The 26,613-nt window shown below is 58.4% G+C and carries 16 protein-coding genes; 8 read left to right on the top strand and 8 right to left on the bottom strand.

Features of this window, described 5'->3' with window-relative positions:
* Window positions 1-220: 220 nt before the first annotated feature.
* A complete protein-coding gene (locus LAP85_17465) occupies window positions 221-3,805 on the top strand; it encodes a TonB-dependent receptor (GenBank protein ID MBZ5498192.1) in 3,585 nt (1,194 codons plus the stop codon).
* A gap of 115 nt (window positions 3,806-3,920) precedes the next feature.
* Here LAP85_17465 and LAP85_17460 read toward each other — a convergent pair whose 3' ends face one another.
* The 4 genes from LAP85_17460 to LAP85_17445 all read right to left on the bottom strand — a co-directional run bounded on the left by LAP85_17460 (window position 3,921) and on the right by LAP85_17445 (window position 8,890).
* Window positions 3,921-5,537, bottom strand: coding sequence for a GWxTD domain-containing protein (locus tag LAP85_17460; GenBank protein MBZ5498191.1), 1,617 nt, complete (start codon window positions 5,535-5,537; stop codon window positions 3,921-3,923).
* 291 nt (window positions 5,538-5,828) lie between these two features.
* Window positions 5,829-6,323 (bottom strand): 3-isopropylmalate dehydratase, encoded by a 495-nt coding sequence (locus LAP85_17455; GenBank protein ID MBZ5498190.1) that lies wholly within the window; start codon window positions 6,321-6,323, stop codon window positions 5,829-5,831.
* A gap of 9 nt (window positions 6,324-6,332) precedes the next feature.
* On the bottom strand, window positions 6,333-7,613 hold the full coding sequence (locus tag LAP85_17450; GenBank protein MBZ5498189.1) for a 3-isopropylmalate dehydratase large subunit: 1,281 nt from the start codon (window positions 7,611-7,613) through the stop codon (window positions 6,333-6,335).
* Window positions 7,614-7,741: 128 nt separating this feature from the next.
* The gene (locus LAP85_17445; protein MBZ5498188.1) at window positions 7,742-8,890 is read right to left on the bottom strand and encodes an isocitrate/isopropylmalate dehydrogenase family protein; all 1,149 of its coding nucleotides are present in this window, start codon (window positions 8,888-8,890) and stop codon (window positions 7,742-7,744) included.
* A gap of 319 nt (window positions 8,891-9,209) precedes the next feature.
* On the opposite strand from LAP85_17445, the gene LAP85_17440 reads away from it, so the two are divergent.
* The 5 genes from LAP85_17440 to LAP85_17420 all read left to right on the top strand — a co-directional run bounded on the left by LAP85_17440 (window position 9,210) and on the right by LAP85_17420 (window position 15,201).
* The gene (locus LAP85_17440; GenBank protein MBZ5498187.1) at window positions 9,210-10,019 is read left to right on the top strand and encodes a polyphosphate kinase 2 family protein; all 810 of its coding nucleotides are present in this window, start codon (window positions 9,210-9,212) and stop codon (window positions 10,017-10,019) included.
* A 38-nt stretch (window positions 10,020-10,057) separates the two neighbouring features.
* Entirely contained in the window at window positions 10,058-10,624 is a 567-nt protein-coding gene (locus tag LAP85_17435; GenBank protein ID MBZ5498186.1) for a CoA pyrophosphatase, read from the top strand.
* A gap of 275 nt (window positions 10,625-10,899) precedes the next feature.
* Window positions 10,900-13,107, top strand: coding sequence for a phosphatidylglycerol lysyltransferase domain-containing protein (locus tag LAP85_17430; protein ID MBZ5498185.1), 2,208 nt, complete (start codon window positions 10,900-10,902; stop codon window positions 13,105-13,107).
* 3 nt (window positions 13,108-13,110) lie between these two features.
* A complete protein-coding gene (locus tag LAP85_17425; GenBank protein ID MBZ5498184.1) occupies window positions 13,111-13,869 on the top strand; it encodes a hypothetical protein in 759 nt (252 codons plus the stop codon).
* A gap of 153 nt (window positions 13,870-14,022) precedes the next feature.
* Window positions 14,023-15,201: a thiolase family protein gene (locus LAP85_17420; GenBank protein ID MBZ5498183.1), complete on the top strand. Its 1,179-nt coding sequence runs from the start codon at window positions 14,023-14,025 to the stop codon at window positions 15,199-15,201.
* A 102-nt stretch (window positions 15,202-15,303) separates the two neighbouring features.
* On the opposite strand, the gene LAP85_17415 is transcribed toward LAP85_17420, so the two are convergent.
* Both LAP85_17415 and LAP85_17410 read right to left on the bottom strand, forming a co-directional pair.
* The gene (locus tag LAP85_17415) at window positions 15,304-15,624 is read right to left on the bottom strand and encodes a YtxH domain-containing protein (GenBank protein ID MBZ5498182.1); all 321 of its coding nucleotides are present in this window, start codon (window positions 15,622-15,624) and stop codon (window positions 15,304-15,306) included.
* A gap of 349 nt (window positions 15,625-15,973) precedes the next feature.
* Window positions 15,974-18,478 (bottom strand): TonB-dependent receptor, encoded by a 2,505-nt coding sequence (locus tag LAP85_17410; GenBank protein ID MBZ5498181.1) that lies wholly within the window; start codon window positions 18,476-18,478, stop codon window positions 15,974-15,976.
* Window positions 18,479-19,284: 806 nt separating this feature from the next.
* On the opposite strand from LAP85_17410, the gene LAP85_17405 reads away from it, so the two are divergent.
* Both LAP85_17405 and LAP85_17400 read left to right on the top strand, forming a co-directional pair.
* Window positions 19,285-20,598 carry a tetratricopeptide repeat protein gene (locus tag LAP85_17405; protein ID MBZ5498180.1) on the top strand — a complete coding sequence of 438 codons (1,314 nt, stop codon included), beginning with the start codon at window positions 19,285-19,287 and terminating at the stop codon, window positions 20,596-20,598.
* A 69-nt stretch (window positions 20,599-20,667) separates the two neighbouring features.
* The gene (locus LAP85_17400; GenBank protein ID MBZ5498179.1) at window positions 20,668-23,022 is read left to right on the top strand and encodes a dehydrogenase E1 component subunit alpha/beta; all 2,355 of its coding nucleotides are present in this window, start codon (window positions 20,668-20,670) and stop codon (window positions 23,020-23,022) included.
* Window positions 23,023-23,110: 88 nt separating this feature from the next.
* Here the strand turns inward: LAP85_17400 and LAP85_17395 are convergent, their stop codons facing one another.
* Both LAP85_17395 and LAP85_17390 read right to left on the bottom strand, forming a co-directional pair.
* A complete protein-coding gene (locus LAP85_17395) occupies window positions 23,111-24,703 on the bottom strand; it encodes an amidohydrolase family protein (GenBank protein MBZ5498178.1) in 1,593 nt (530 codons plus the stop codon).
* Between the two features lie 52 nt (window positions 24,704-24,755).
* Entirely contained in the window at window positions 24,756-26,585 is a 1,830-nt protein-coding gene (locus tag LAP85_17390; GenBank protein ID MBZ5498177.1) for a hypothetical protein, read from the bottom strand.
* Between the last annotated feature and the right edge of the window lie 28 nt (window positions 26,586-26,613).

Below are 26,613 nucleotides of genomic sequence, written 5' to 3'. Positions count from 1 at the left end.
AATCACGCAGGCTCGGCGGCAGCAGCAGGAGCTGCTCCGGACAGTAGGAACGATATGTTTTTGCCATGGAACATAAGGTAAATTTCTCGAGCCCGCCGATCAATAGAAATCAGACAATTCTCGGACGGACTCCTAGCCGTCCCCGCGGGATCAGAAATTGCGTTAACTTCCGTTCAAAGCAGGTTCGATGTGTGTTTTGCTTCAAGGAGATCGAATGAGAATGAGAAAGTTAATCAGACACCTAATCTTCTGCACAACCCTGTGCGCTTTGAGTGCAGGATTAGTCTTGGCGCAGGGTCCGACCGGCGCCATAAACGGGACGGTCAAGGACCAGAGCGGGGCTGTGGTCCCGGGTGCCACCGTTTCCCTGACCAACCAGGGAACGGGACAGGCAGCGTCGGCCGTCACGAGCACAGCCGGTTCGTTTGTCTTCCCTTCTCTGACGCCGGGCATGTATGAGGTCAAGATCACGATGCCCGGCTTCAAGGTGTACGACGCGCGCGATATCAAGGTGGATGTCGGCATCACATCTTCTCTGGTGGCCTCACTCGAGATCGGCCAGATATCGGAAGTGGTCGTCGTAAGTGCCGGTGCCGCGCTGGTCAACACGGCGAATGCGGAGGTTTCCAATACTGTAACCACCGAGCAGATCCTGGAGTTGCCGCTCAACGGTCGCAATCCGCTGAACCTGATCACGCTGCAGGCCGGCACGGCGTTAAACGGGAGGACCGACACCTCCCTGGCGGGGACGCGCACTTCCTACACGAGCATCACGCAGGATGGGATGAACATCCAGGACAATTTCATCCGCGCCAATGCGACCGATTTTGTCCCCAATCGCCCGGTGGTGGACCAGATTGCCGAATTCAGCATTACCACGCAGAATCAGGGACCCGAAGCCGGTTTCGGTTCGTCCCAGGTCACCCTGGTGACTCCTTCGGGCACCAACAATTTCCACGGCTCGCTCTATGAGTTCCACCGCAACGATGCCCTGGCGTCCAACAGTTTCTTCAACAATCAGGCTGGAATTCCCAAAAACAAGCTGATCCGCAACCAGTTTGGCGCGCGGGTTTCAGGACCGATCCTGAAGGACCGTCTGTTCTTCTTCGGTTTCTATGAAGGAAACCGGCTGAACACCACGAGTTCCCGCAACAACCTTGTGCTCACCCCGGATGCGCGCCAGGGGATCTTTACCTATTCGGGTCTGGATGGACAGATCCACAAGCTCAATATCCTCCAGGCGGCAGGGGTATCGGTTGACCCGAACGTCGCCAACATGCTGACCAACGTACCGACTGCGTTCAACAACTTCAATGCCGGCGACAGCACAGCCAGTGTGCTGAAGAACAACGGCGGCCTCCTGTTCGTTCAGAACGACAACACCAGCCGGGATCAGGGCGGCATCCGCGGTGACTTCATCATCAACAGTCACCACACCCTCGAGGGGGTCTACAACATCATGAGTGAAACCCAGGATCGCCCGGATATTTACACCGGGTACCTGAGGGATCCCCTCGTCAAAACCGAATCCCAGCGCCTGCATTTCTACGTGGGCGCGTGGGAGTGGGCGGCGACGCCTTCGTTCATCAACGAGGTGCGCATGGGTGGAAACCGATCGCCGGTGGTTTTCAACTCCCTGGAGAATTACTCGAGCGGTTTCAAGATTGCTTTGCCTTCGGATACCTTTACCAATCCGGTGTCCAACTTTGAAACGCAAGGTAGAGCCACCCACACTTACATGGCGCAGGACAACGCCAATTGGCAGCGCGGGCGCCATTCGCTACGGTTCGGTTTCCAAAGTCAGTTCATCAGGGTGGCTGATTTTGCCGGATTCAACGTGGTTCCGACATTTACACTGGGGATAAGCGACTTGCAGACCAATGCGCTGGACGCAGGTCAATTCCCCGGCGGAATCAGCGGTACTGAACTGGCACGGGCGAATGATCTGCTGGCCGCACTTGGCGGCCTCACATCGACGGCCGTGAAGGAGTTCAATGTCAACACGCGCACCTCGGGCTTCGTCAATGCCCCCAACGACAAAAATTGGATGTACGACTCCTACGCGTTCTACTTCGGCGATTCCTGGCACGCCCTGCCAAGACTCACGCTCAACGGCGGTTTGCGCTGGGAGTACTACACGCAGCTGGATGAACAAAACTCCCTCATGGTCGAGCCTCAGCGTTTGAACGGCGAAACCATGCTGCAGGCGATCCTGGATCCCAACGGCCAGGAGAACTTCGTTAGCGGAAGACTGGTCAACCGGGATCTCAGAAACTGGGCGCCCAATGTCGGCATGGCCTGGGACGTTTTCGGCAACGGCAAGACCGCCGTGCGCGCAGGCTACGGCATCTCCTACGTGAACGATGAAGGGATCCTCTCATCCGTCAACGCGCTGAACCGTTACGGAGTCGCCGCCAACGTGACTCTCAACAACCTCACCGCCAGCCTGGCTCAGGGATTGCCTGCGTTCACGACCCCCACATTCCAGATGCCGCTCACTTTTCAGCAGATCAGCGACGCCATTGAGTTTGCTCCCACTCCTTTTGCGGTGGATCCCAATCTTCGCGTCCCCTACGTTCAGACCTGGAACTTCGGCATCCAGCAGAACATCGGCTTCAACACTGCGCTGGAGGTCTCCTACGTCGGGACCAAGGGCACTCGTCTCGCCCGCGGCGTTGACTTCAACCAGATCATCATCGGTTCCAACGGATTCCTGAACGACTTCCTGGTAGCCCGGAACAACGGATTCCTGGCTCTGGCGGCCGGCAAGGGATTCGATCCGCGCTTCAACTCGTCGATCCCGGGCAGCCAACCGCTTACCGTGCTGACGCAGGCGGCATTCGGCGGGCTGCTGACCAATTCAACGATCCGATCCCTGATCCAGACTGGACAAGTGGGGCAGCTGGCCTACACCTACCATGTGAACGGGCTGGACGGAAACCTGAACTTGACCCCCAACCCGATCGCCGGCATCGCGGATATGAACACCAATTCGGGCGACTCGATTTACCACGGCCTGCAGGTGCAACTGCGGCGTCGCTTCAAGTCAGGACTGTACTACCAGTTCAATTACACCTTCTCCAAGGCTCTGACCAACGCTTCCGGAGTTGGCCAGACCGACTTCGAGCCTTTTACGGACATCGCGAATCAGCGCTATGACCGCGGCAGAGCCGAGTTCGACACCCCGCACATCATCAACGGCAACTTCATTTATGAACTGCCGTTTGGCGCCGGGAAGCACTGGGCGCTGGACAGCAAGATGCTGAACAAGATGGCCGGCGGCTGGCAGCTCACCTCGATCTTCCAGTGGCAGAGCGGCCCGCCGTTCTCGATCATTTCCGGGCTCGGCACGCTCAATCGCACGGGCCGGTCAGGCCAGAACCGGGCCGATTCGTCCTTGGACATCTCTCAGATCAAGGACCTGCTCAATGTCGGCAACAACGCCAACGGGCCGTTCTTTATCTCGCCGTCGGTTGTCGGTCCGGATGGTCGTGCGGTGGCCCCTGACGGGCAGCCGCTGTTCTCAGGCCAGGTCTTCACAAATCCAGACCCCGGCACACTGGGCACCCTGCCAAAGTTCGGTTTCACCGGTCCCGCTTTCTTTAACTGGGACTTTGGTGTGGTCAAGAAAACCAACATCACCGAGAAATCGAACGCGGAGTTCCGCGCCGAATTCTTCAATCTCCCCAACCACAACAGTTTCTTCATCGACAACCAGAACATCAACGACCCGCAGTTCGGTCGTCTGACCTCTTCCAACTCGAGTCCCCGGATCATTCAGTTCGGGCTCAAGATCAACTTCTGAGCGCCCAACGGGCAGCACCCCGCAGAGGGCGGGGCGCTGCCCCCCTCTGCTCGATATTGACAACAGTGATGAGTCATGAGTGATGACTGGCTATGGTCATCACTCATGACTCGTTTTATTTGAGAATGAAGGAGACGCGGGGCTCGAGGGTACGGTTTGAAATCAGGTCCGTGATCCGGAACAGGACGGTGTAGTTGCCGGGCCTGAGTCCGCTAAACGGGAGGGTCTTGTGCACCAGGAGACGGTCACCGACGAATTCATACTCTCTCTCAAAGGGGGTGAGAGGAAACACGGTCTGGCCGTCCCTGGTAAGCGATATCTCGAGCCGGACGGCAGGGCTGAGCGTGCTCTGGTCGAGGTCCAGGTTGTACACCTCAAAATAGGCCTGTACAAAACGGTCGGCGGCGACGAATTCATTGCCGACAGTCGGAATCACCTTATACTTCCCGAAAACGAACGAATCCTGGATCGAGGAGCCTTTGGGGACAGGCAGCACCTGTGGCGTCAGGATCACTGAACTCGACGTCAGCTGCTCCACCGAACTTCCAGGCACCAGAATCAGCCGCTGGAGGTTGGTCATCATGCCGGAATTCTGATCTTTTACGACCAGCGACAGCTTGTACCGGCCGGCGCGCAACGGCAATCGCTTCTGAAAAAGCGCCAGCTGGTTAAGATCCTTCTCCCGGGTATCGTCTCTCACTTCGACCGGCACGGAATCTTCAAAGGAGTAGGCGAGGCTCCCGGCGAGGGTTTCGACACGGCCGAAAACGGCGACTGTGGCTTGCTCCAACCCTGCCGCCGCCTGCTTGTAACTCAGGTCCTTCTTGCGGAAGGAAAGTGTTATGGGCACGAGTGCAATGTCATTGGAAATCTGGAGAATGTCGGCCTGGTAGGAAACCGGCAGCTGATTGTATGTTACCCGCACCGAAACCGCGGCCTCGAGATCCCTGTATTTGACTGCAGGAGACTTGCCCAGATTGTAGAGGGTCTGGAGCTTCTCCATCGGGTAGTCCTGCATCCGGAGCGGCTGAAGCCCGGGATCAATGTCGTGGATATTGCCTGAATCCTGGTTGCCGATCCCGCGCACACGAAGCCGGTCGTAGCGGGATTGAAGGCCGAGAGATTCCGCCAGCGTCATGCCGGCCCCGGGCACGTGGATCAGCGCATCTTTTTCGTCCGCATCCTGGGCCAGCCGGTACTCATTGGTTCGCGAGGCATCGACAAATTCGAGCTCGATGCCGTCGCCGACCCCATCGATGTGATTGTAATACCAGACCTCAAAGGGATATGTGGATGTGATACCGCCCCCTTCGTAGGCTTGGCGGACATAGCTGCCTCCCTCCGGATGCTTGTCGATACTGGTGGGGGGGCCGAACTTGATGTAGATCATGCCGCGATCCGTGCGCCACCCCGCGATCCCCGCAAAGAAGTGATCGTTGGCATAGGCGATGCGGCGGTAGTGCTCCTCTTTAAACGTATTCTCGGGAGAATCCGGGTTAGGGTTTCTCCGGTTCCAGAATTGATCGATGAATGCTTCCCTTTCCTCATCCGTTGTCAGCTTGAGAAAGACATTGCGCTCCTCAGGTGTGATGAGATAGACGACATCCTCGCCAAGCCACTTCTTGTAATGGCTCGCGCTCTCCGATGTCTTCTGCGCGTAACTCGCAGTAGAGAGGAGAAGAAGGGCGATCGACAGGAAAAGACATGCAGGAAAGGCCGGATAAAGCTTCATAAAAAAATTATGTCGCCCATCCGTCCCCTAATCAAGGTGTGACACGACCCAAAACGCAGGTTCCAATGCGCCGGGGCGCACCCTTGGACGCATGAAAATGACAATCGATCGCCGTGCTTCTTCCGTCATGGCTCGTGATCGCGGTCGTGATCGGCAGTTTATGGATATCAAGAAAAACCGAGCACGACATGATGTTTGTCCGGAGAGCTATTTTCGCAACAGAGCGAGCCGAGGATGCAGAGAATGGCTGCCTGTTTCTGCAATCGCGGCGTGCTTTACGTGGAGGCTCGTCTACCGTCTTTCCAAGAGGCGCCGGCGCGTATATGGAATCAAGCCGCCCGCCTTCATGATTGCTTGCCTGGCCTCGGGCAGCGGTTGGATCGGAAAGCGTCTTCCTGTGGTTCGGTTAAGAACGGAATCCGCGGCGATCTCGAGATCGTCTCCCGCCGACGCTTCGAACCCCGGGCAGGTCACCACCTGCAAGCCCAGGTTGACGGCATTCTGCAGGAAAATGCGGGCGAAGCCGCGCGCGACGACGGTGAGATTGTAGCCCCGCAACGCCGATGCAGCCTGTTCGCGTGATGAACCGCAGCCGAAATTGGTGCCGGCCGCGATCACGCTCCCCGCCGGGATGGCCCCATCCTTGACCAGCGCACGAAACTCAGGATAGTCGGCAAACGCGTACTGTGGAGTCTCGCTGGGAAGAACTGTCGCCATGAATCTTCCGGGATAGATCGCGTCCGTCGAGATGTCATCACCAAACTTTATTACCACATTTGCAGTCATTGCCACCCCCTATCTCGGATCTCTAATGACACCAGCCAGTGCACTCGCTGCCGCCACTTCAGGAGAACAGAGGTAGACTTCCGACTTCGGATTTCCCATTCGCCCCTGGAAGTTGCGGTTGGTCGTCGAGAGTGCGACATCGCCGTCGGCCAAAGCTCCCTGGTGCACCCCCAAGCAACAGCCGCAGCCGGGATTTATGATCACGGCTCCGGCATCGATCAGATCCCCGAGATAGCCTGCCTTGAGTGCTTCTTTATAGATGCGCCACGATGCAGGGAAGATCAGCATTCTTATTCCGGCCGCCACTTTTTTCCCTTTCACGATCCGGGCCGCCGCAGCCAGGTCATCCAGCCGCCCGTTCGTGCACGAGCCGACCACCACCTGGTTGATCTTTGTCCCGGCCACCGCACTGACAGGCTTCACGTTGTCCACGGCGTGGGGGCAGGCAATCTGCGGCGATAGCACCGAGGCGTCGATCTCGATCAGCCGGCTGTAGGAAGCGTCGGCATCGGGGGCGGTCAATATAATTTCCTCCCTGACATGGGCGTCTTCCTTAAGATAGCGGACGGTCTCTTCGTCGGGCGGAACGATCCCTGATGTGGCGCCAGCCTCGACCGACATGTTGCAGAGAACCAGGCGCCCGGAAGTAGACATGTTGCGGATCGTCCCCCCGTGGAACTCGATGGTCATGAAGTTCGCGCCCTGGGCCGTGAGCACCCCGATGAGGTGCAGGATCAGATCCTTGGGCGAGACACGCTCGCTCATGCGCCCGCTCACAACCACCTTGATTGTGCCGGGCACCTCGAGATTCAACACCGTTCCCAGAGTCCAGACACTCGCCATCTCAGTAGCGCCGATTCCGAAAGCAAACGCTCCCAGGGCCCCGTGCGTTGTAGTATGGCTGTCGGTGCCGACGACTACAGACCCGGGACGCACATAGCCGTACTCGGGGAGAACCTGATGGCAAATGCCCCCCTGATCACCGCGGATGTCATGAAACTTCTGAATTCCCTGCTGGCGCACGAAGTCACGCACCTTCTTCTGATTCGTGGCGGTCTTTGAGCTCTCCGCCGGCACGCGGTGATCAAAGATGATCGCGACACGGCTGGGATCCCAAATCCGGGGTTCCAGTCCGGTCCCTTTGTAGATGTCGAGAAACTGGTTGATGACCAGCGCCCCATTCTCATGCGACATGGCCAGGTCTACGGCCGGCTCCACCACTTCTCCAACCTTTACACAAGGCCGGCCGGTGGCGCGCGCGAGAATCTTTTCAACAATCGTCATTCCCATTAATGCCCCCATCCAGAAAACCAGCAAAAATTTGAAGACAGGACACGCATTTCCTGAATTCCCTGCAATCACCTGAGTTCGAGCCTGCAACTGGAACCAGCGCAAAGGAATCCTGTCACCGGATTTCGTCAAGCTTGCGCTTTGGCGCCAGTCGTCAAAGTCAGCTTGTGCGCAATTTCGGCCGCCATTTCCATCGTGGTATGGCTGCCGCCCATGTCGTAGGTGCGCACCTTCCCTTCGCGGATCACGCTCGCCACAGCGGCTTCGAGGCGTCCGCTCTTATCGGCCTCCCCAAGCCAATCCAGCATCATCTTGACGGCGAGGATGGTCGCAATCGGATTGACTTTCTGTTGGCCGGCATACTTCGGCGCAGATCCATGCGTGGGCTCGAAGACCGCCAGCCGCTCTCCGATATTGCCTGAACATCCAAATCCCAGCCCGCCGACCATTTGGGCACAGAGGTCCGAGACGATATCGCCATACAGATTCGGGGCGACCAGCACGTCGTAGTTGAACGGATTCTTGAGCAGCCACATCGTCATAGCGTCGATGTTGGCGTCGTCCATCGGGATTTCGGGGTACTCTCTCGCCACAGCCCGGGCAGTTTCGAGGAAAAGACCGTCAGTGGCGCGCACGACGTTGGCCTTGTGGACGACTGTGACCCTCCGCCGGTGAAACTTGCGGGCATATTCAAACGCTGCCCGCACGATGCGTTCCGAACCACGCCGCGTGTTGATCTTGCACGAGAGGGCATATTGGTCGGGCGCGAGCTGCTGAAACGCTCCGAACGGCTCCGAGAGTTTGGCGAGGAGCGCGGAAACCTCGGCAGGCACCGGTGCAAACTCCACACCCGCATAAAGATCCTCGGTATTCTCGCGGAATATGATGAGGTCGATCCCCTCTCTGTAATTAAGGCTGTTCCCCGGATAAGCCTTGCAGGGCCGGAAACAATTGTAGAGGTCGAATAGCTGGCGCATGCGTACGATCGGTGAGCGGTACACGAGGCCCTTGCCCCGGAGCGCCGGCGACAGCTCAGCCTCCGCGGCCTTGACGGGCTTGGAGGTGATGGCGCCGAACAAGGCAGCATCGACACGGCGAAGCAGGTCGATTGTACGTTGCGGAAAAGGGTCGCCTTCTTTCTGCCAAAACTCCCAACCGATATCCCCGTGCAGGTACTCTGCATCAACACCCAACTGATCGAGTACAACTCGCGCAGCCTGAAGAACCTCGACGCCGATGCCGTCGCCAGGCAGCCAGGCGATTTTGTATTTAGCCATTTATGCTTTCCTTTCGCGATGAGTCCGATAGCGCACAAACGCTTCCACAGATGAATGAATATATTCCCGGGGTGGCGGCGGTGCAGGCCTTCTTCACCCCACACTCGCGCCCCCGCATGAGGTCCAAGGATACCCGAGACACCGCAATTTCTCAACAGCCGCCGACGAGTCCGGAAGTGGGGAGTCGGGTATCAGGAGCTGCAGCAGCTGCTGAAACGACGTGTGCTGCCATTCTCCCCTTCTCCGCAGGCGTATGGCTGCGTTATGATTAGCAAGCGCTCTGACTGCTAAAATTGTCCCAGACTATCCGGAGGGCTTCATGAAGCTGAGTGCACAACTGGTTGTGGAGCCGGGCCACAAGGCAAAGCTAGTGCATCGGAATCCGAACGCAACTCCCGGCATCAAAAACAAAGGGGCTGCCGAAACAGCGCTGGGAAAAAACATGGCCCGGCTCGCCGAGCTGCAGTATCTGCTTTATGCCGAAAGCAAACACGCGGTGCTTATCGTCATCCAGGCGATGGATGCGGGTGGGAAAGACGGGACCATCCGCCACGTGATGTCGAGCTTGAATCCGCAGGGAACCCACGTTACGCCATTCAAGGTTCCCACGGCCGAAGAGGCGACCCACGACTTTCTCTGGCGCATCCACAAGGCCACTCCACGGCTGGGAGAATTCGCCATATTCAACCGCTCGCACTATGAGGACGTGCTCGTAGTGCGGGTCCATAATCTGGTGCCCAAATCTGTCTGGTCGGAACGCTACGATCAGATTAACGCCTTCGAAAAGCTGCTGGCCGAATCCCAGGTCAGGATTTTCAAATTCTTCCTCCACATCAGCAGGGATGAGCAGAAGGCCCGATTCGAGAAGCGGTTGGATGACCCGACACGGCAATGGAAGCTCTCGCCGGCGGATTTCACGGAACGGGATTACTGGGATGACTACATCCGTGCCTATGAGGATGCGTTGACGCGCTGCAGCACCCCCTGGGCCCCCTGGCATGTCATCCCTGCCAACAAGAAGTGGTTCCGCAATCTGGCCGTTTCCCAGATCCTCGTGGAAACGCTTGAAGAGCTGAACATGAAGTTCCCTCCACCGAGCATGGATGTCGCGAAGGTGAAGCTCAAGTAAAGGGTACCGTAGGCTCGCAGCCGCCATTACTATTTGCCATGGAACTGCGTGAACAGATCCGCAAAAAGCTCGCTCAACTGAATCCGAAGAGGCTGGCTGCCGGCTATGCGCGGGAGGCTGCCGTCCTCATGCTGGTCTTTGAGCGCGGCGGCGAACCCTATTTCCTGCTAACGCGGCGCACGGAAGCGGTCAGCACCCACAAGGGTCAGATCTCTTTTCCCGGGGGGATGCGCCAGGACGGAGAAAGTCTGGAACAAACGGCATTGCGCGAAACTTTCGAGGAAGTGGGTATCGACCGGGGCCGCATTGAAATTCTGGGCCGATTCCATGACTACATCTCGATCACCAACCACCTGGTCGCGCCGTTCCCCGGTTATATCGGAGGAGCATTCACCACGGTTCCGCAGCATACTGAAGTGGCCGAAGTACTCCAGGTGCCGTTCGCTGTTTTTGAGGATCCCGGCCGTTTGCGTATGAAGAGGATGCTGCGCTCAGGGAAAATGAGGAATGTCTGTTTTTATCGGTACGAGCCCTATGAAATCTGGGGTCTGACCGCACGGATCATTAGAGATTTTTTCGAAACGCTTCGCCTGGAACCTCGCTGACAGGCTACCCTTTCCCCGATCCCCTGGCTCGTGCGCAGCCGGGGATTTAAGCCAGACTGCAGAAAGCGTGGGCGCATTAAAGAATAACGTTGTTCCGCGACAGCACAAATCACCAGCGCAAATGACAGAACCTCATTCATTTGCGTGCATCTGTGGCTCTGCAATCGCCACTCACTCCTCCTGAGCTTGGACCCCACCTACCTGAAACTGATGGTTCTATGATAGGATCGAAATCTGCGCACAGCCTGTCGTTCAATTATTGTCGTTGAATTCCTATGGAAGCATTGCTGGTCAAATACGGTTATGCAGTCTTACTGCTCGGAGTGGCGGTAGAGGGGGAATTCTTCCTTCTGGCCGCCTCCTATCTTGCGCACCGCGGCATCCTGTTCAGCCTGCCGCTGGTCATGGTGACGGCGATCATCGCCAATTGCGGCGCCGACCAGATCTATTATGTTCTTGCCCGGACACGTGGTCGCACATGGTTGCAGAAGCGCTTCGGCGAGCACCCTCGCTATCAGAGGGTGGTGAGCCTGATGGCGCGACATGGCAACTGGCTCCTGCTCTTCAGCCGGTATGCTTTCGGATTCAGGATTATCATACCGGCTGCCTGCGGGGCGCTCGACATGCCGCCCCTGCGATTCACAGTGATCAATGTGTTCGCCGGTGTGATCTGGGCCGTGCCCACTGCTCTGCTGGGATTTTATCTCGGCGCGGTGGGCGAAAGTCTGATCCTCGACTTCAGGAAATACGAGCTGTGGGCGCTTCTCGGCTTCCTGGTCGCAGCCGCGGCCGTTCTGCTCGCGCGCCATTGGCGCCGCGCCGAGTGGGTGGAAGACTTGAAGGCGGCAGATGTGCACACCTTTGCGCCGCTGCTTATCGGTGTCATGGGCGCGATCAACCTGCTGGAAGCCATCCTGCCTCGCGACCCCGCAGGCATGAGGGCGCTGAGAGACTGGCTCCCGCTGGAGGTAACGCAGCCGAGCCGTCCCCTGATGCTCTTTGCCGGGGTCGCCCTGTTGCAAGTCTCACGCAACCTGGCGCGCCGCAAAGAGCTCGCGTGGTACATCGCGATTGTGGCATTAAGCATGTCTCTGGTTTTGCACATCACCCGGGGACTCGATCTCCATCACTCCCTGATCGCCGGCCTCCTGCTCGCCTATCTGATCTACAATCGACGACGCTTTTACGCTCTCAGCGATCCCCTTTCGATGAAGCGGGCTGTGCTGATGGTTCCTGTGATGGCCGCAACGGTGTTCCTATACGGCTACACGGGATTGAATCATTTCCAACAACAGTTCAACTGGTATCCAGGCGCCACCCCCTTCAATGAGACGATCCGCGCGGGCATTCTCATCGCAGAGCCGAACCTCGATCCGCTCACGGAGATTGCCTCCCGCTACCTCGGGTCCCTGCAGATCGCCGGCTGGCTGGCGCGCTTTTACCTGCTCGCTCTGATCTTGAGACCCGTGATCCTTCGCGATCGCATGGAAGCGCCGCGCACCGAAATCGAGCGGATCTTCGCGACCCAAAGCCGGCACTCACTCTCGGCCTTTGCCATGCAGAGTGACAAGCACCACCTGCTCGTCGCCGGGGGCCGCGGCTTGGTCGCTTACGCCAGTCGCGGGTCGGTTGCCTTAACTTGCGGGGACCCGATGGCTCCCGACAAGCTTTTTAAACAAAGCATCCTGGAGTACGTGGGATTTTGCCGCAGGCGCGGCTGGACCCCTTGCTTTTATGAGGTGGCGGAGGTGCGCCTCCCCCTTTACCATGGTCTCGGCATGCACTCTTTGAAAATGGCTGAGGAAGCCCTAATTGACCTCAAGGAATTCAGCCTGACTGGAAACAAGCGGGCAAATCTGCGCGCCATGGTAAACAAAGCGGTCAAGTCCGGCTTGAGTGTGAGCCGCTATGACCGGAAGATGCAGGCGGATCGGGCAATCGATGAGAAGCTCGAAGAGGTTTCAGAAGAGTGGTTGTCGGAGAAACACCTCGGCGAACTCGGCTTCACGCTGGGCCGCTTCTCGCTCGAAGCCCTGGAAAAGATGCCCGTATTTCTCGCATCCGTCGGCGACGAACTGCAGGCCTTTTGCTCCTGGCTGCCCTACCGCAACGGCGCAGCTGTCGTGCTGGATCTGATGAGAAAACGCAAGGATGCCGTCGCCGGCACCATGGATTTTCTCCTGGCCCAGTCGCTGGTGCAATTGCAGGCGGCCGGCTTCGCCGAGGCCAGCCTGGCCAATGCTCCACTGGCAAACGTCACCGGCCCGCGCGGTCCCCTGGAACGCGGCGTAGCCTTGTTGTTCGAGAACATGAATGCGTTTTACGGATACAAGAACCTGTTCCAATTCAAGAAGAAGTTCGCGCCCCGTTGGGAAGGGAGGTACCTGGTCTATCCGAAAGGCGCCGACCTGCCCCAGGTAGCTTACGCTCTGACCAGCGTGCATAGCGGCGGGGGCGTGCTTCAGATTCTCTTCAGGAGGTGAGGATTGCAACGCGTACTCTGCGCCTTGGTTCTGCTGTTGATCCACCCTGTATGGGGAAGCTCTCTCCAGAGCACGAGCGTCTTCAATATCCGAGGGAAGAGCCAACAGCTTCATCTGTACGGGTCAAGCAGCGGCGATCCGGTCGTCCTCTCCAGCGGTGATTTGGGCTGGGCCGGTTTGGTTGTGCACGTGGCGGAGTTTCTCGCAGGGCGTGGTTACTACGTCATCGGCTTTGACAGCAAGGCCTATTTGACCGGCTTCACTACCAGGGACGCCACTCTGGATCCGCGTGACGTCCCCCGCGACTATAGAGCGCTTGTCGATTGGATCCGACAGAAAAGTGCTGTCAAGCCCGTTCTGGCCGGGGTGTCCGAGGGTGCCGGTCTTTCCGTGCTCGCCGTCACCGAGCCGGAAGTCAAATCGGCCGTTCAGGGAATTCTGGGCCTTGGCTTGCCGGACCAGAACGAGTTGGGCTGGAAATGGCAGGACGCTATTATCTGGATCACCAAAAAAGCACCCAATGAGCCGAGCTTTATGGTGGAGGATATCATCCAGAAGGCAAGCCCGATCCCGCTGGCGGAAATCCACTCCACACACGATGAATTTCTGCCTCTGGAACAGGCCAAGGCCATGTTCGCCCGCGCGGGCGAACCCAAGAAAATGTGGGTAATCGAGGCTGCAAACCATCGATTCAGCGACAACCGGGACGAACTGGACCGGAAAATTCTCGAAGCACTGCAATGGATCAAGCTGAGTCGATAACAGGCAACTCGCTCAGCCCTTGAGCTCACTCCTCGGAGCGCTGATTCACCGCCGAGATTGACGATGGAGTAGCCTGTCACCAGATTTCCTCGGGTATAATGGTCCCGAATACACCGGTTTCGACCTAAATCAACACGACAAGGAGCGGGCAAAATGGAAGACGCAGTCATTCTCTCCGGCGTCAGGACGCCTATAGGTGCTTTCCTGGGTTCTCTCTCATCTCTCAGCGCCCCACAACTTGGAGCGATCACAATCAAAGAAGCCGTAAAACGAGCCGGCGTCGAGCCGGCCGAAGTAGACGAAGTCATCATGGGCTGCGTGCTGACCGGCGGCATGGGACAGGCACCCGCGCGGCAGGCAGCCCTGTACGGCGGTCTCCCTAACAGCGTCCCCTGTATGACCATCAACAAGGTCTGCGGCTCCGGCATGAAGTCAGTCATGCTGGCTGCGCAGTCGCTTCGGCTCGGAGAATCCCGCATTGTGGTCGCCGGCGGCATGGAGTCCATGAGCAATGCTCCGTATGCGATGGATAAGGCCCGCACGGGATTCCGCATGGGGCACGGCGCCGTCCTTGACACCATGATCTACGATGGTCTCTGGGATCCCTATAACAATGTGCATATGGGAAACTGCGGCGATCTGTGCGCGCGGGAGTGCAACTATACGCGCGCGCAAATCGATGATTACGCCGCCGAGAGCTACCGGCGGGCACTCGCCGCACAAAAGGGAGGACGCTTCAACGAGGAGATTGTTCCGGTCGCCGTCCCTCAGCGTAAAGGCGAATCGGTTCTCGTCCATCTGGATGAAGAGCCCGCTAAAGGCAATCCGGAAAAGCTCGCCAGCCTGCGACCGGCCTTCGGCAAGGACGGTGTAACCACAGCGGGCAACGCCAGTTCCATCGACGACGGCGCGGCAGCACTGGTACTGGCGAGCCGCTCGGAGGCGGAAAAGCGCCGGCTCAAGCCTCTAGCACGCATTGTCGCGTACGCCACCTACGCTCAAGACCCGCAATGGTTCACAACGGCACCGGTCTTTGCGGTGCAAAAGCTGCTGGCGACGAATCACATCAATGTCGGAGACGTCGATCTGTTCGAAGTCAACGAGGCATTCTCGGTAGTGGCGATGGTTACCGCCGATAAGGTGGGAATACCCCGCGATAAACTCAACGTCAACGGGGGAGCCGTTGCTTTGGGGCACCCGATCGGCATGACCGGCGCCCGCCTGATCTTGACGGCGCTTCACGAGTTGCGCCGCAGGGGAGGGAGATACGCCCTGGCGACGCCCTGCATCGGAGGTGGCGAAGCAACGGCAATGCTGATTGAGGCGCTCTAGCGAGGCCGCCAATGTGTCCGGTGGCATTGCCGGAATCATGCCCCAAAACATGAGACCGCAGATGAACATGCGAAGCGCAATGTTCATCTGCGGTCTCTCTGCTTAGGAAGCGCGCCGGATCCTGTGAATCCCGGACCCGACGGCGCACTGCACGTCCCTGGTGGCCCTCTTCGTCCAATCCAGGCTGCGCTCCACTCCATCGTATACCTTCTCCGAAACTCCATTGACCAGGTTGTCGACCGAGTGGCACAGATCCATACCAATGGCTTCCGATTTGTTCAGGACCTTCTTTCCGAAATGGCGAAGATCCCGGCGTGTCCGTTTACCGGATTGCGGAGCAAACAGGAGAGCAATCCCGGCTCCGAGGAGCCCACCGACTGCGATCGAGCCGAGCGTGCTCATTCTTCCATTCCTGACTTCCATTGAAATCCTCCTTCCTATGGCGGACCTTGAGCCGCCGGATCATCCTCCTACACCAATACCCTTTAATTGATGACCGGGGTCAATGCATTGTTTCAACTGTTTCAAACGGGGGGAACGCACAGAAGCCACGGTAACAGCTGCAAAAACACAAAAGACAGGAGTTACTCGGGGAGTGCGGGATCTGGGGAAATATGGGAGCCGCAACCGGTGACCCGCGCGGGGCGGCGCCAGGAAACTGGCATTTCGGCCCCTTGCATCTTTGCATCTTCGTGTGAATGGTTAGACCCAGAACGCTCCGCACAGCTGCGAAGAGACACAGACTCAAGGATCAGAGAAGGCCTGCGGCGGCTCAGAAGCCGAACTGGATCTCTCCGAAGATTCTCCTTTTCAGAATGTCGCCGAAGATGTGCTGCTGGACGTTGTCGTTCAGGAGATTTATGGCTTTCAGCGATGTCATGACCTTGCCCTCGGACCAACGGACACCGAAGCTGCAATTTACCGTCGTGTAAGAGTTGGTAAAACCGTAAAAGGTCATGTTGCTGGTATCCGTCCAAAAGGCCTTGCCGGCATAGTTAACCGATAAACTCCCGAGATAGCGTTTGGCGTTCAGATTTACGCCGACGTTGAACCTGTCGCGGGGGGGCACCGGCAGCGAACCGGCGGGATAAACGAAAGGATCGTCCAATGGCGAACGGGTTTCCGGTATCGCCTGGAACGAGTAATTGGCGAAAGCATTCAATGCGGAACCCAGAGATTGATCGATCGAGGCCTCAAATCCCTTGTTGCGCACCTTCCCGTAATTGAGCGTCTGGACATTGGCCGGGATAAAGACACCCTGCTGGGCCAGCAGGTCGAGAATCTGAGGGGGCAACGGCCATCCGGGCGGCGGATTCTGTGATGTATAGAAGGGCTGAACACCTGCGGCGATGAGCGCAGCCGGGCTCATAAGATTGTTAATGACATGGTTGGAATCGTTCAGGTAGATGGCCAGACCTACGTTGGTATGGCTTGATAGTGCGCCCGTGTATCCGATCTCCCATCCAGTCAGGGACTCGGTTTTGAGTTTGGAGTTGCCGTAGCTGCGGGTCACAACAGGAAACTGCTGGTTGCCGAAGGCCGGATTTATCATAGCTAGGGGCAGGTAGCCGCCGATGATGGAGATGTCAAGGTAGTTGTCGATCGCGGACGGCGAGCGGTGTGCTCTGTTGAACGAAAACCGGAAGGCGTGGCGGTCTACGGGTTTGAACACGATGGCAGCGCGAGGCGAGAAGATGGGCTGGGAAACACTCGAGAATCTGTCGAGGCGGAAGCCGAGGGGCAGTCGCAGCTTGCCGAAAATGATCTCATCTTCGAAATAGCCCCCGATTTCACTCCTGTCCTTCGCGTTCGGAGCCAGCGAGATGTCGAAGGTGTTGTAGCGGAAGTTCATTCCATAGTTGAGAAGGTGGCGGCTTGAGACCAGCTGGGTATAGCCGCCGGAAATGTCGTAGGTACCCGTCTTGAAGTGGATCCGGAGCACGTTTCCGTCGGCAGCCCGGGTCAAGAGGTTCGGCGCTTCTCCATTAAGCAGGTTCGCGAAGACAGAGAGGTGGACCCTGCCATTCTCGTATCCGACACGACCATAGCCGAGATAGCTGCCCAGCTGCATCTTGAAAGGGCCAATTGTGGTCTGGATAATCCCCTGGGAACCGGCGATACCACCTTCGTAGCTGACCTGTCCCGAGGTCCCGATCTCCTGATCGATCCGAAGGTCGAATTTGGGCTGTTTCGTTCCTGAGTTCAGATAGGCCACACTGTCATAGGAACCGCCGCCCACAACCACCGAGGGATCAACCGGGCTCCTCGAAATCGGGACCTGTCCGCTCGGACGTGGATAGGCATCCGAGTAGCTGTAGCCGGTTGAAACCCGGTACGACCAACGTTTGTTGATCGTCTGCGCAAAGGTGGCACTTGCACCCCCGAAGCCGCCGGCGCCTGCCCCTGCGGTGCTTCCCGCATCGCGGCTGAAGCCGCCGCCTGTCAGCGTCAGAGTCAGGCCCGGTGCTTCGCGCGGCGACTTGGTGATAATGTTCACAGCGCCGGTGGCGGCATTCGCGCCCCACACCGCCGAAACGGGACCGCGAACCACCTCGATCTGCTTAATGTCGCTGGTATTCACGGGGATCAGGTCCCAGAAGATGACATCATAAAAGTCGGAGTAGATGGTCCGCCCGTCGATGAGCGCAATTTGGGAGTTAGTAAGAGTCGGACTCGCCTGGCGGCTTGCGAGGTTGACCTCGCGCGCCGAAGTCTGCACCACGTTGAGACCCGGAACCGTCCGCAGAAGGTCACCTATGTTCGAGGCCGCAGCTGCGGCAATCGTTTCGGCCCTCACGACACTCACGGCGGCCGGCGCGCTCTGCAGGTCCGCATCGATGCGAGATGCGGTGACAACTACCGTCTCGCTGGGCGCGTTCGCCAGCGTGAAGGAGACATCGACGGAGGCATCTGGTTTCACTTGGACGTCTGTCTGCTTGTTGGAAACAAAACCCGGCCGCACAACCGTGAGCGCATAAACCCCGGCTGCCAGCCCGGAAACGACGTAGCGGCCCTCCTCGTCCGACATCTCCGAACGGTTGGTCGGTCCCGCCACGCTCACAATGGCTTGCGCCACGGGCCCACCCCTGGCGTTTTTGACAGTTCCCTCGATCCGGCCTGAGCCTTGAGGCGCCGCAGCTCCAGGCAACGAAAGAGCCGAGACAAGCAAGAGGAGTGTCAGGCTCCTGCAGCCTTGCCGGTCCCAGAGGCCGGAAAACAACTCGTGGAAAAGAGATGGAATCTGATTGGAGGCTACGATGGAAGCGATGTGTTTCATCAGCTGCTCCTTTCCGTGAAAGACGTGCCAGGCCGTGTCGTCCCATCACTGTATAAGGATTTCGGCGCTGGCAGATCCAGTCGAAGAAGTCCGCTGAATCAGAAAAAGGTTCCTCAATAAGAGATTTATAATGGATACCTCTCCCGCACTGCAACGTGAAAGAGAATCCCGCGTGCATTTTGGGGCTCAACGGCGAAGGGCCAAAAACAGGCCTTCATTGCCGTTGCTTCAATCTATTGATCGTCAGATCACGGCACACCGCAGATCCATGGCCCGGCTTACCTGGTTCAGCCGGACATTTTCCACCAATACACTGGGCAGCGTGGCTTACTTCAGCATTGAATAGGCTGGATCGGCTGCCCTCCAAGGCGCCGCTCCCGAGCTTTATTCTGCTCTCCTAAACCGCTTCGGCCTCGCGCGCCGGCATTGAAGTTCCCTTGTTCTGTGTCAAACCGATTCGTTCTGTTTGGTTAGTGCGCAAACCGTAAGAGATCGGAAGGAAACCCATGAGGAGATTAGCTACTCAACACTAGGGTTCCGCCCAGTTATTGTCCTCCGTGCCTGGTACCAAAATACTTTGTGATGGCCCCCGAAAGGGCCCGCTTCTGCTGTCTCGGGAGCAGAAAGCGCGGGCAATATGGCGGTGGGTACGGGTATGGAAGGCAAAAAGGTCCTCTGCGATCTACTTAAGTGGAGCCCAGGCTCACGGGCAACCACGCTGCGCACATCCTCTCGCGCACTTCACATGCAAACTCCATCCTACCGGCACCCCGAAACCCATGGGAGCTACAAGGTGAGGTTTGAGTATGGGAAAAACGTCCGTTTGGCCGGTCAGTGCGCCGATTCGAGTGCGGAACCTGATGATTTGTACCGCAGTTCTTGCCATCCTGGCGGCAGGCGCGCGCTTGTACGCCCAGGGTGGTGATAACCCTATATCCATCGCAAACCAGTTGGTTGATCAGGGGAATCGGCAACAAGCACAGGGTGATTTCGCCAAGGCGATTTCCTCCTACAATCGCGCCCTGCAGGTGGAATCCAAATATGCAGAGGCCTATCTGGGCCGTGCCATGGCGGAACAGGGAGAGGGGAAACTGGATCTGGCGCTTGCCGACTACACGCAAGCGATCCATATCAACCCGCACCTGGCCGAGGCCCACAACAACTACGCCACGCTCCTGTTTCAAGAGGGCAACCTCGATGAAGCTGTAACGGAGTTCGGCAAAGCCATCCAGAGCAACCGGCACCTGGCCGAGCCTCATGCCGCCCGTGGAACGATCTACTACCTCAAGGGCGATATGAAGGCAGCCATCGCCGACTTCACACGAGCCATCGAATTGTTCCCGAGCTTCTTCGCGGATGCCGCGAAAGTGACGGCCAAAAATCCGCGTTTGGGGCTGGCGTACGATAGCCGGGCGCTGGCCCGGCAGTCATCCGGAGATATAGCCGGCGCCATCACCGATTTCGACAAGGCGATCGAGATCACTCCGGATCCCAAGTTTTACAACAATCGCGCCATCGCACGTCAGCAGAACAACGATTTGGATGGCTCCCTGTCTGACTACAGCACTGCCCTGGCTCTCGATCCCGGGCTGGTGGCCGCATATTACAACCGTGGCAGGACGCGGCTGCGGAAAGGCGAAATGGAGGGTGCCATTTCCGACTTTACCGCGACGATTCAACAGGCTGACAAACTGGCAAGTGAAAGAGACTCTCTCCCGGCCGATGCTTCGACCGGGGCTATTCTCTATGCATGTCACATCAGTCGCGGGCTCGCCTTGGAAGCGAGAGGAGACCCTGCCAAAGCCGCCGAGGACTTCAGCGAGGCGATCGCCATGGATCCGCGCACAGCCACTGGCTATGCGCACCGCGGACGTGTCCGGCAGGAAAAAGGACAACTGGAGGCCGCCCTCGACGATCTCGACAAGGCGGTCGAGCTTGATCCCAACGCCGCCATGCCTTACATGGACCGAGGGCTGGTCCGGTTGCTGCAGGGCAATCAGGCCGAGGCGGACAAGGACTTCAAGAAATGCCTCGCGCTGGATCCCAACATGAAAAGTCTACTTGAGACCAGGGTTCAGTTGGTGAACCAGGCGAAAGCGGCTTCCGGTTCCGGGAAATGACTCGTGGCGCGCGGAACTACGCCGCTGGAGATCCTTGGCGCCGGCTGATAACCGGTTATACTGATATGGATGAAGACCAAGTCCGGCGGCGCGCCTCCGCTCGATGTCGTGGCACTCAGACACTTTATCGCCCTGGAGTGTCCTTTCCTCTTGTCGGCGGTGCGTGAGATCGCCGACTCCGGCATCACGACACCGGAAGCGCGCATACACCTCCTCGCCGCTCTGGACCATCAGCTTTGCGACTCTCTTGAAAGTGCGGACGATGTCCTGTTCCCCGGCATAAGCCTGTCCGATGGAGTGGCTTGGACGCGGGCGCCCTTGGCAGAGCTGATCGACGGTTTCTTCCGACGCCAGGAAATCAAGGCGTCGCTCACCGCAGGCGAGAGGATCGAGATGTACAGCAAAATGATCCTCACGCGCGAACTCGATGATCTGCTCAAAAAACTCTTTCAGGAAAAGCAAATCGCATGGCATGGATTCCCCTCGGCGCAGAAGGGTTTCCGTGCCCGCGGCCAGGAGGCAGCAGTGGGCCTCGCGCTGAGGCTGCGTCGCGGCAGCGAACAGGGCGACATCGCTTCCCCTCTCATTCGCGGCCTTCCCGTCGTCCTCATGTACATGGACGATCCCGCGCATGTGGTACTGGTGCAATGCGGCAAGAAGGACACTCCCGTGGGGGGCCGTGACCTTCATGTCGGAGACCTCGCGCACGGCATTCTTCCGCCCGCAGCCCCCATGGCCGTCGCGACGCAGACTCTCATCGGCTTCGCCTATGCCGCCAGGCTGCGCCGCGAAGACCGCGTCTTTCTCTCCATCATGGGAGACGGAGGCACTTCACAGGGCGAGTGGCATGAGGCCGTGAACTTTGCGGCAGTTCAAAAGCTCAACGTCATTTTCGTGGTCGAGGATAACCTTTGGGCGCTCGGAACCCATCGCTCGGAACAGACCGCAGCCAAGAGATTCGCGCTTAAAGCAGGAGGGTACGGGATCCCCGGCATCACCGTGTTCGGCAACGATCCCGACGAGATTGCGGCTGCCTCCGCCTGGGCTGCCGAACGGGCCCGCCAGGGAAAAGGACCGACGCTGATCGAGCTGCTCACCTACCGGCGTTCAGGCCATGCACACCACGATGACGACCGCTATCACGGCGCTCCGGGGGTCAAGGGGTATGAGTTTGAGGAGGAGAGACGGCTCTGGGAAGCAGCCGATCCGATCCTGCTTTACGAGGAGCGTCTGAGGTCAGAAAAACTTCTGGATGCCACGGCCATTGCGGAGATCCGGGCCGAGGCGGCACGTCGCGTCCGCGAGGCCCGAACCGCCGCCGAGGCAGCGCCTTGGCCGGAATCCCGGGAGACGCTCGGAAGTTGCTATGCGTTGCGGGGCCAACCGGCCCGCGGTTTGCCCAGCAAAGATAAAAGGCTGATGTCCTACGACGAGGCGGTGCGACAGGCAATCCTGGAGGAGATGGAGTCGGACGCGCGCGTCTTTGTGCTCGGCGAGGACATAGGCGGTCGCTACGGTGGGGCCTTCGGCGTGACGCGCGGGCTGGTACGACAATTCGGGCCCGAGCGGTGCCTGAACACGCCGCTTTCGGAGAGTGCTATCGTGGGCTGCGGCGTGGGGGCTGCGCTTGCGGGGATGCGGCCGGTCGTGGAAATGCAGTTCGCGGACTTTCTCGCTCCGGCTTTCAATGCCCTGGTCAACAACGCTGCCAAGATTCACTGGCGCTTCGGGCGTGCGGTACCACTGGTCGTACGACTGCCTTATGGCGGTGCGACCGGCACGTGCGCGCGGCTGCTCGGCGGTGGTCCGTTCCATTCCCAGTGCCCGGAGGCTTGGTTTCTCCGAACGCCGGGCTGGAAGATCGTCGCGCCGGCAACCCCGCGCGATGCCAAGGGCTTGATGACCGCTGCTCTCCGCGACAACAACCCCGTCCTCTATCTCGAGGCCAAAGGCCTCTATGGTTTCTTCCGCCCCGACCTGCGTGAGGAAGTGCCGCTGGGAGATTATGAAGTGCCAATCGGCAAGGCTGCTCTCAGGCGCTCGGGGCGGGACGTCAGTCTCGTCACATACGGCGCCATGGTGTATACGGCACTGACTGCTGCCGCACAGTTGGCCCGTGAAGGCATCGACGTGGAGGTGATCGATCTCCGTTCACTTTGTCCGCTCGACGAGGGGATGATTCTGGGCTCGATTGCGAGGACACATCGCGCGCTTCTCTTGCACGAGGATACGCGCCGCGCCGGAGTCGGTGCCGAGTTGGCCGCGATCATCGGTGAAAGGGCGCTCTGGGAATTGGCCGCCCCCGTGCTGCGCGTGTGTGCTCCCGACACACCGGCCCCCTACTCGCCCCCACTCGAATATGCCTATCTACCCAAGCCCGATGACGTCGTGGCGGCGGCACGAACCCTCATGCGTGAATCTTGATAGCACGTGATTCAAGACGGACACCGTGGCTACGGCTCGAAAAAGCCAGGAATTCAAATCCCACCCGGACTTTGCTGTCCGGCAACCGCTACTTGATCCCGGCTTTTGCCAAGCCAGGCTGGGCAAACTGGAAATTTTCTTTTGTTCTCGCTTCTTGAACCATCCGGCCCACATCGGCCAGCAACTTCCGGGCATCATAGACGATCCCGTCCTTGATGGTGTAGGAAATGCCCCCGACACGGACGACGTCATTATTGTCATTGAGTTTAATGGCGCCGGTCCCATAGAGGACTTTGAAATTCTCCAGAGGGTTGGCGGAACTCACCACCAGGTCGGCCAGTTTTCCGGCTTCAACGGTGCCGAGCTCATTTCCCACGCCCAGCACTTCGGCACCCTTCAGCGTCGCCGCGCGCACAACTTCGAGGGGATGGAAACCGGCTTCCTGCAATAATTCAAACTCGCGTATAAAGCCGAATCCGAATATGTTGTAAATAAAGCCCGAATCCGCACCCAGGACTATCCTGCCACCACGATTTTTATACTCATTTACGAATGTCATCCACAGATGGTAATTCCTCTGCCATTCGATCTCGTCACTGGTTGTCCAATAGTACCAGTAGGACCCATGCGCATTCCGGCTCGGAGCGAAAGACGCCCAAAGCTTCGGCAGAGTATAAAGCTCGTGCCATTCTGCGCACCGGGCGCGCATCAGATCTCTGCTGGCTTCATAGATGGTCAGCGTCGGAACAAGGGTAAAGTCCAGCTTGATCAACTCGTCCATGACCTTGTTCCATTTTTCACTGTATGGCGGAGCAGCCTGTTTCCACAGTCGCCCGGCCTGGCCGAAACGGTCCTGCTCGTTGCCGTAGACCGCATTGACAGGCCAATCCTGGATCGTGGCGTGGTCCAGGAAGGACTCCGGCAGGCCGTACCAATGTTCCATGGTTGTAAGTCCCATGCGCGCAAGATCAAGAATGGTGGTTCTGCCGGCAGAATTCTGGGAGAGATGGCAGGCGGTGCGCAGTCCCTGTTTCTTGGCCTCGTCCAGGGCTGCCGCATAAATCCCGGGGGTCAACCCGAACATTTTGATGCCGTCCCCACCCTTCGCCTTGACGGTTCGGACATACTCACGGGCCGCTTCCGGTGTGCTTGCATTGACAGTGGAATACTCGAAGATGCGCGGTGCCGTGATCGTGTTTTGGGCGCTCCTGGTCTTTTGATCGATCGCCCAATTCAGATCCCCGCCGGAGCCGACATCGCGCACCGAGGTCACTCCATGGGCCATGAGCAGTTTGTAGAAGTATTCGCCCGGCTTGCTTTCGGATGAGCCTACATGTTCGTGCAAATCGATGAATCCGGGCATGATATACATGCCGGTCACATCGATCACTTTTTCACCGGGTTTGGCCTGAGGCGGCTTGGGCAAAGGCAAGCCGGGTGTGCCGACATTTCGGACCTGAGTAATGCGATTCTTCTCGATCACGATTTGCGCCGGCCCGGAAGGCACGGCCCCGGTCCCATCAATGACAATGGCGCCATGCAATATGAGGCGATCAAACGGCCCTTCGCCTTCTGCACGAGCCGGGATGGGCAGGAGCTTTCCCTGTGCAAAAACCGTTTCCGGCATCCACATTGAGGCAAGAAACGCTACGAAGACCAATGGCACGCATAACCCTTTCATATTGTTCCCCCTTGTTACTTGGACATTCTGAGATCACAGCAAGCCGACGACTTCATAACCACGGATAGGCGAGAAGAACAGCCGGGATCGCCGCGCCTGCCCATGCCAGCAATACCTTCGCAGCCAGAGCCGGTCTGCGATGCCGGGCCATATGCCACAACGCTGCCGGAATTCCCAGGAGAACGACCGGCCCCAGAAATGCGACATGCGCGCCCGTACCCATGGTCAGCCATGCAAGCGCCAGCACGAAGAGCGATGCGGCAAACCCATTGCTCACCGCGCGCATCCACCCGGCAGGGCGGGCGCGGCGGTAGAGAAAGGCTCCCCCGGCCGTCGCCAATGCCAGAATTATCAGAGCCCGCCGACCGTAAGACCACAAAATTGTACTCAAGTTCAGCATGGTTTCGTCCTCGGCAGAACTTGCTCTGAGGCGATCCATCTCCTGCGACATCCTGATGAACTGATCCAGCATGGCCTGTGGATACGCAGGCAAGCGACCCAGGTCGGTCAGGCTGGAATACGGCGCGTTTTTCAGGATGAGTTCTGCCAGCCGTCGCGTCATTCCCGGCACGCCGAGGAGATCCACGAGGGTGGCCGCGTTGAGGTCGAAAGTGTGGGTACGCGGGATGCTACGGAACTGATCGAAAAGAGAGGTGCCCGTCTGGAAGTCCCGATTTGCGAGCCAAATTGCAGGGGTTGCCTCAAGCGGCTGCCCCATCAGCGTTTCCTGGACCAGGGCATCGATCGAGACAGATTCGTCAGGGAAAACTGATTTGTAAGCATTGATTAACGCGGCGGTATCGAGGGGCTTCTTGGTGAAAAGGACGTGAAACAACTTGAGGTAGCAGTTTTCCAGCGGTGTAACTTGTGTCCGCGAGGCGCCGAAGCGGGCGTAAAACTCCTCATCGCGGTAGTGCTGCCTGACAGCCTCGCTTGTGCCCCAACGGTAAAACAACGAACTCACAACTCCTTCGGTCGCAAGCAGAATGGGCACTGGTTTAGGCGCAGCCTGCAGATTCCCCGGCACAACATTCTGGAGCAGATAGGCAGGATAGAGGTCTTTAGCCGCCAACAATCCTTCAGGCAGCTCGGGTGCGTGGGCGAATGCGTTCGCTTTTACTGCGAAGTAACGCCAGACCTGCTCGGTCCCGCTGAACCAGATGAGGAATCCCATGCGCAGGGGTCCCGCTGGCGCCCATCGAGCTTGCATTTCGCGGCGATATCTCCGGATCTGCCCCTCCGCCATTTCTCTGAACTGGACATTGGAAGCCAGAGCCTTGGTCGCCTGATCCGCGTCCGGGTCGTCGATGGCCATGATCTGAAAGTGCTCGGCAAATCCCTCCTGAAAAGCCTGGTATGGATCGGTGCGGACGCCGATGGCATGCATCTGGTTGGAGCCGCCCTGCTCGGAAAAGCCGGCCAGTTGTCGCACGACGATATGGGCCAGTTCGTGCGGGAAAATCTGGTCCATGCTGCCAAAGCGTCCCTGGAGGGGGCTCGCTCTAAAAAGATCAACATATCCGGCGTGCCGTTTTTCTTCTTTGTCAAGATAAAATCCGAACCGCGGAAAACCGCCTTGCTGGCTGGAAAGCAACAGGTACGCGGGCTCGGGCTGCGATCCGGAGGCGCGGCGGAGATATTCCTGCTCGTATTGATACAGGCGCAGAAGCCGCCCTGCAAATCCGCGTGACAGCACTCCCGTCACCTTGGCCGGGTCGCGGTCGAGCCCTAAAACCGGCAGACCATCCCGGCTCTGTCCGGTTTCCACCAGAATCACCAGCTTTGGCTCCACAGCCTCCGCGGGCGGCATCCGCCACAACCAGGCAACCGAAGCCACGACCGCAAACGCAACCCTGGAACGCCGATTCGATACATGCATCATTCTGATCAGACTCCGCTCGCAGGCAGCC

The organism is Terriglobia bacterium (assembly GCA_020072565.1).
Lineage (GTDB): Bacteria > Acidobacteriota > UBA6911 > UBA6911 > UBA6911 > JAFNAG01.
Note: the sequence above shows the minus strand (reverse complement) of the source record. Positions and strands in the feature narration are given on the sequence as shown.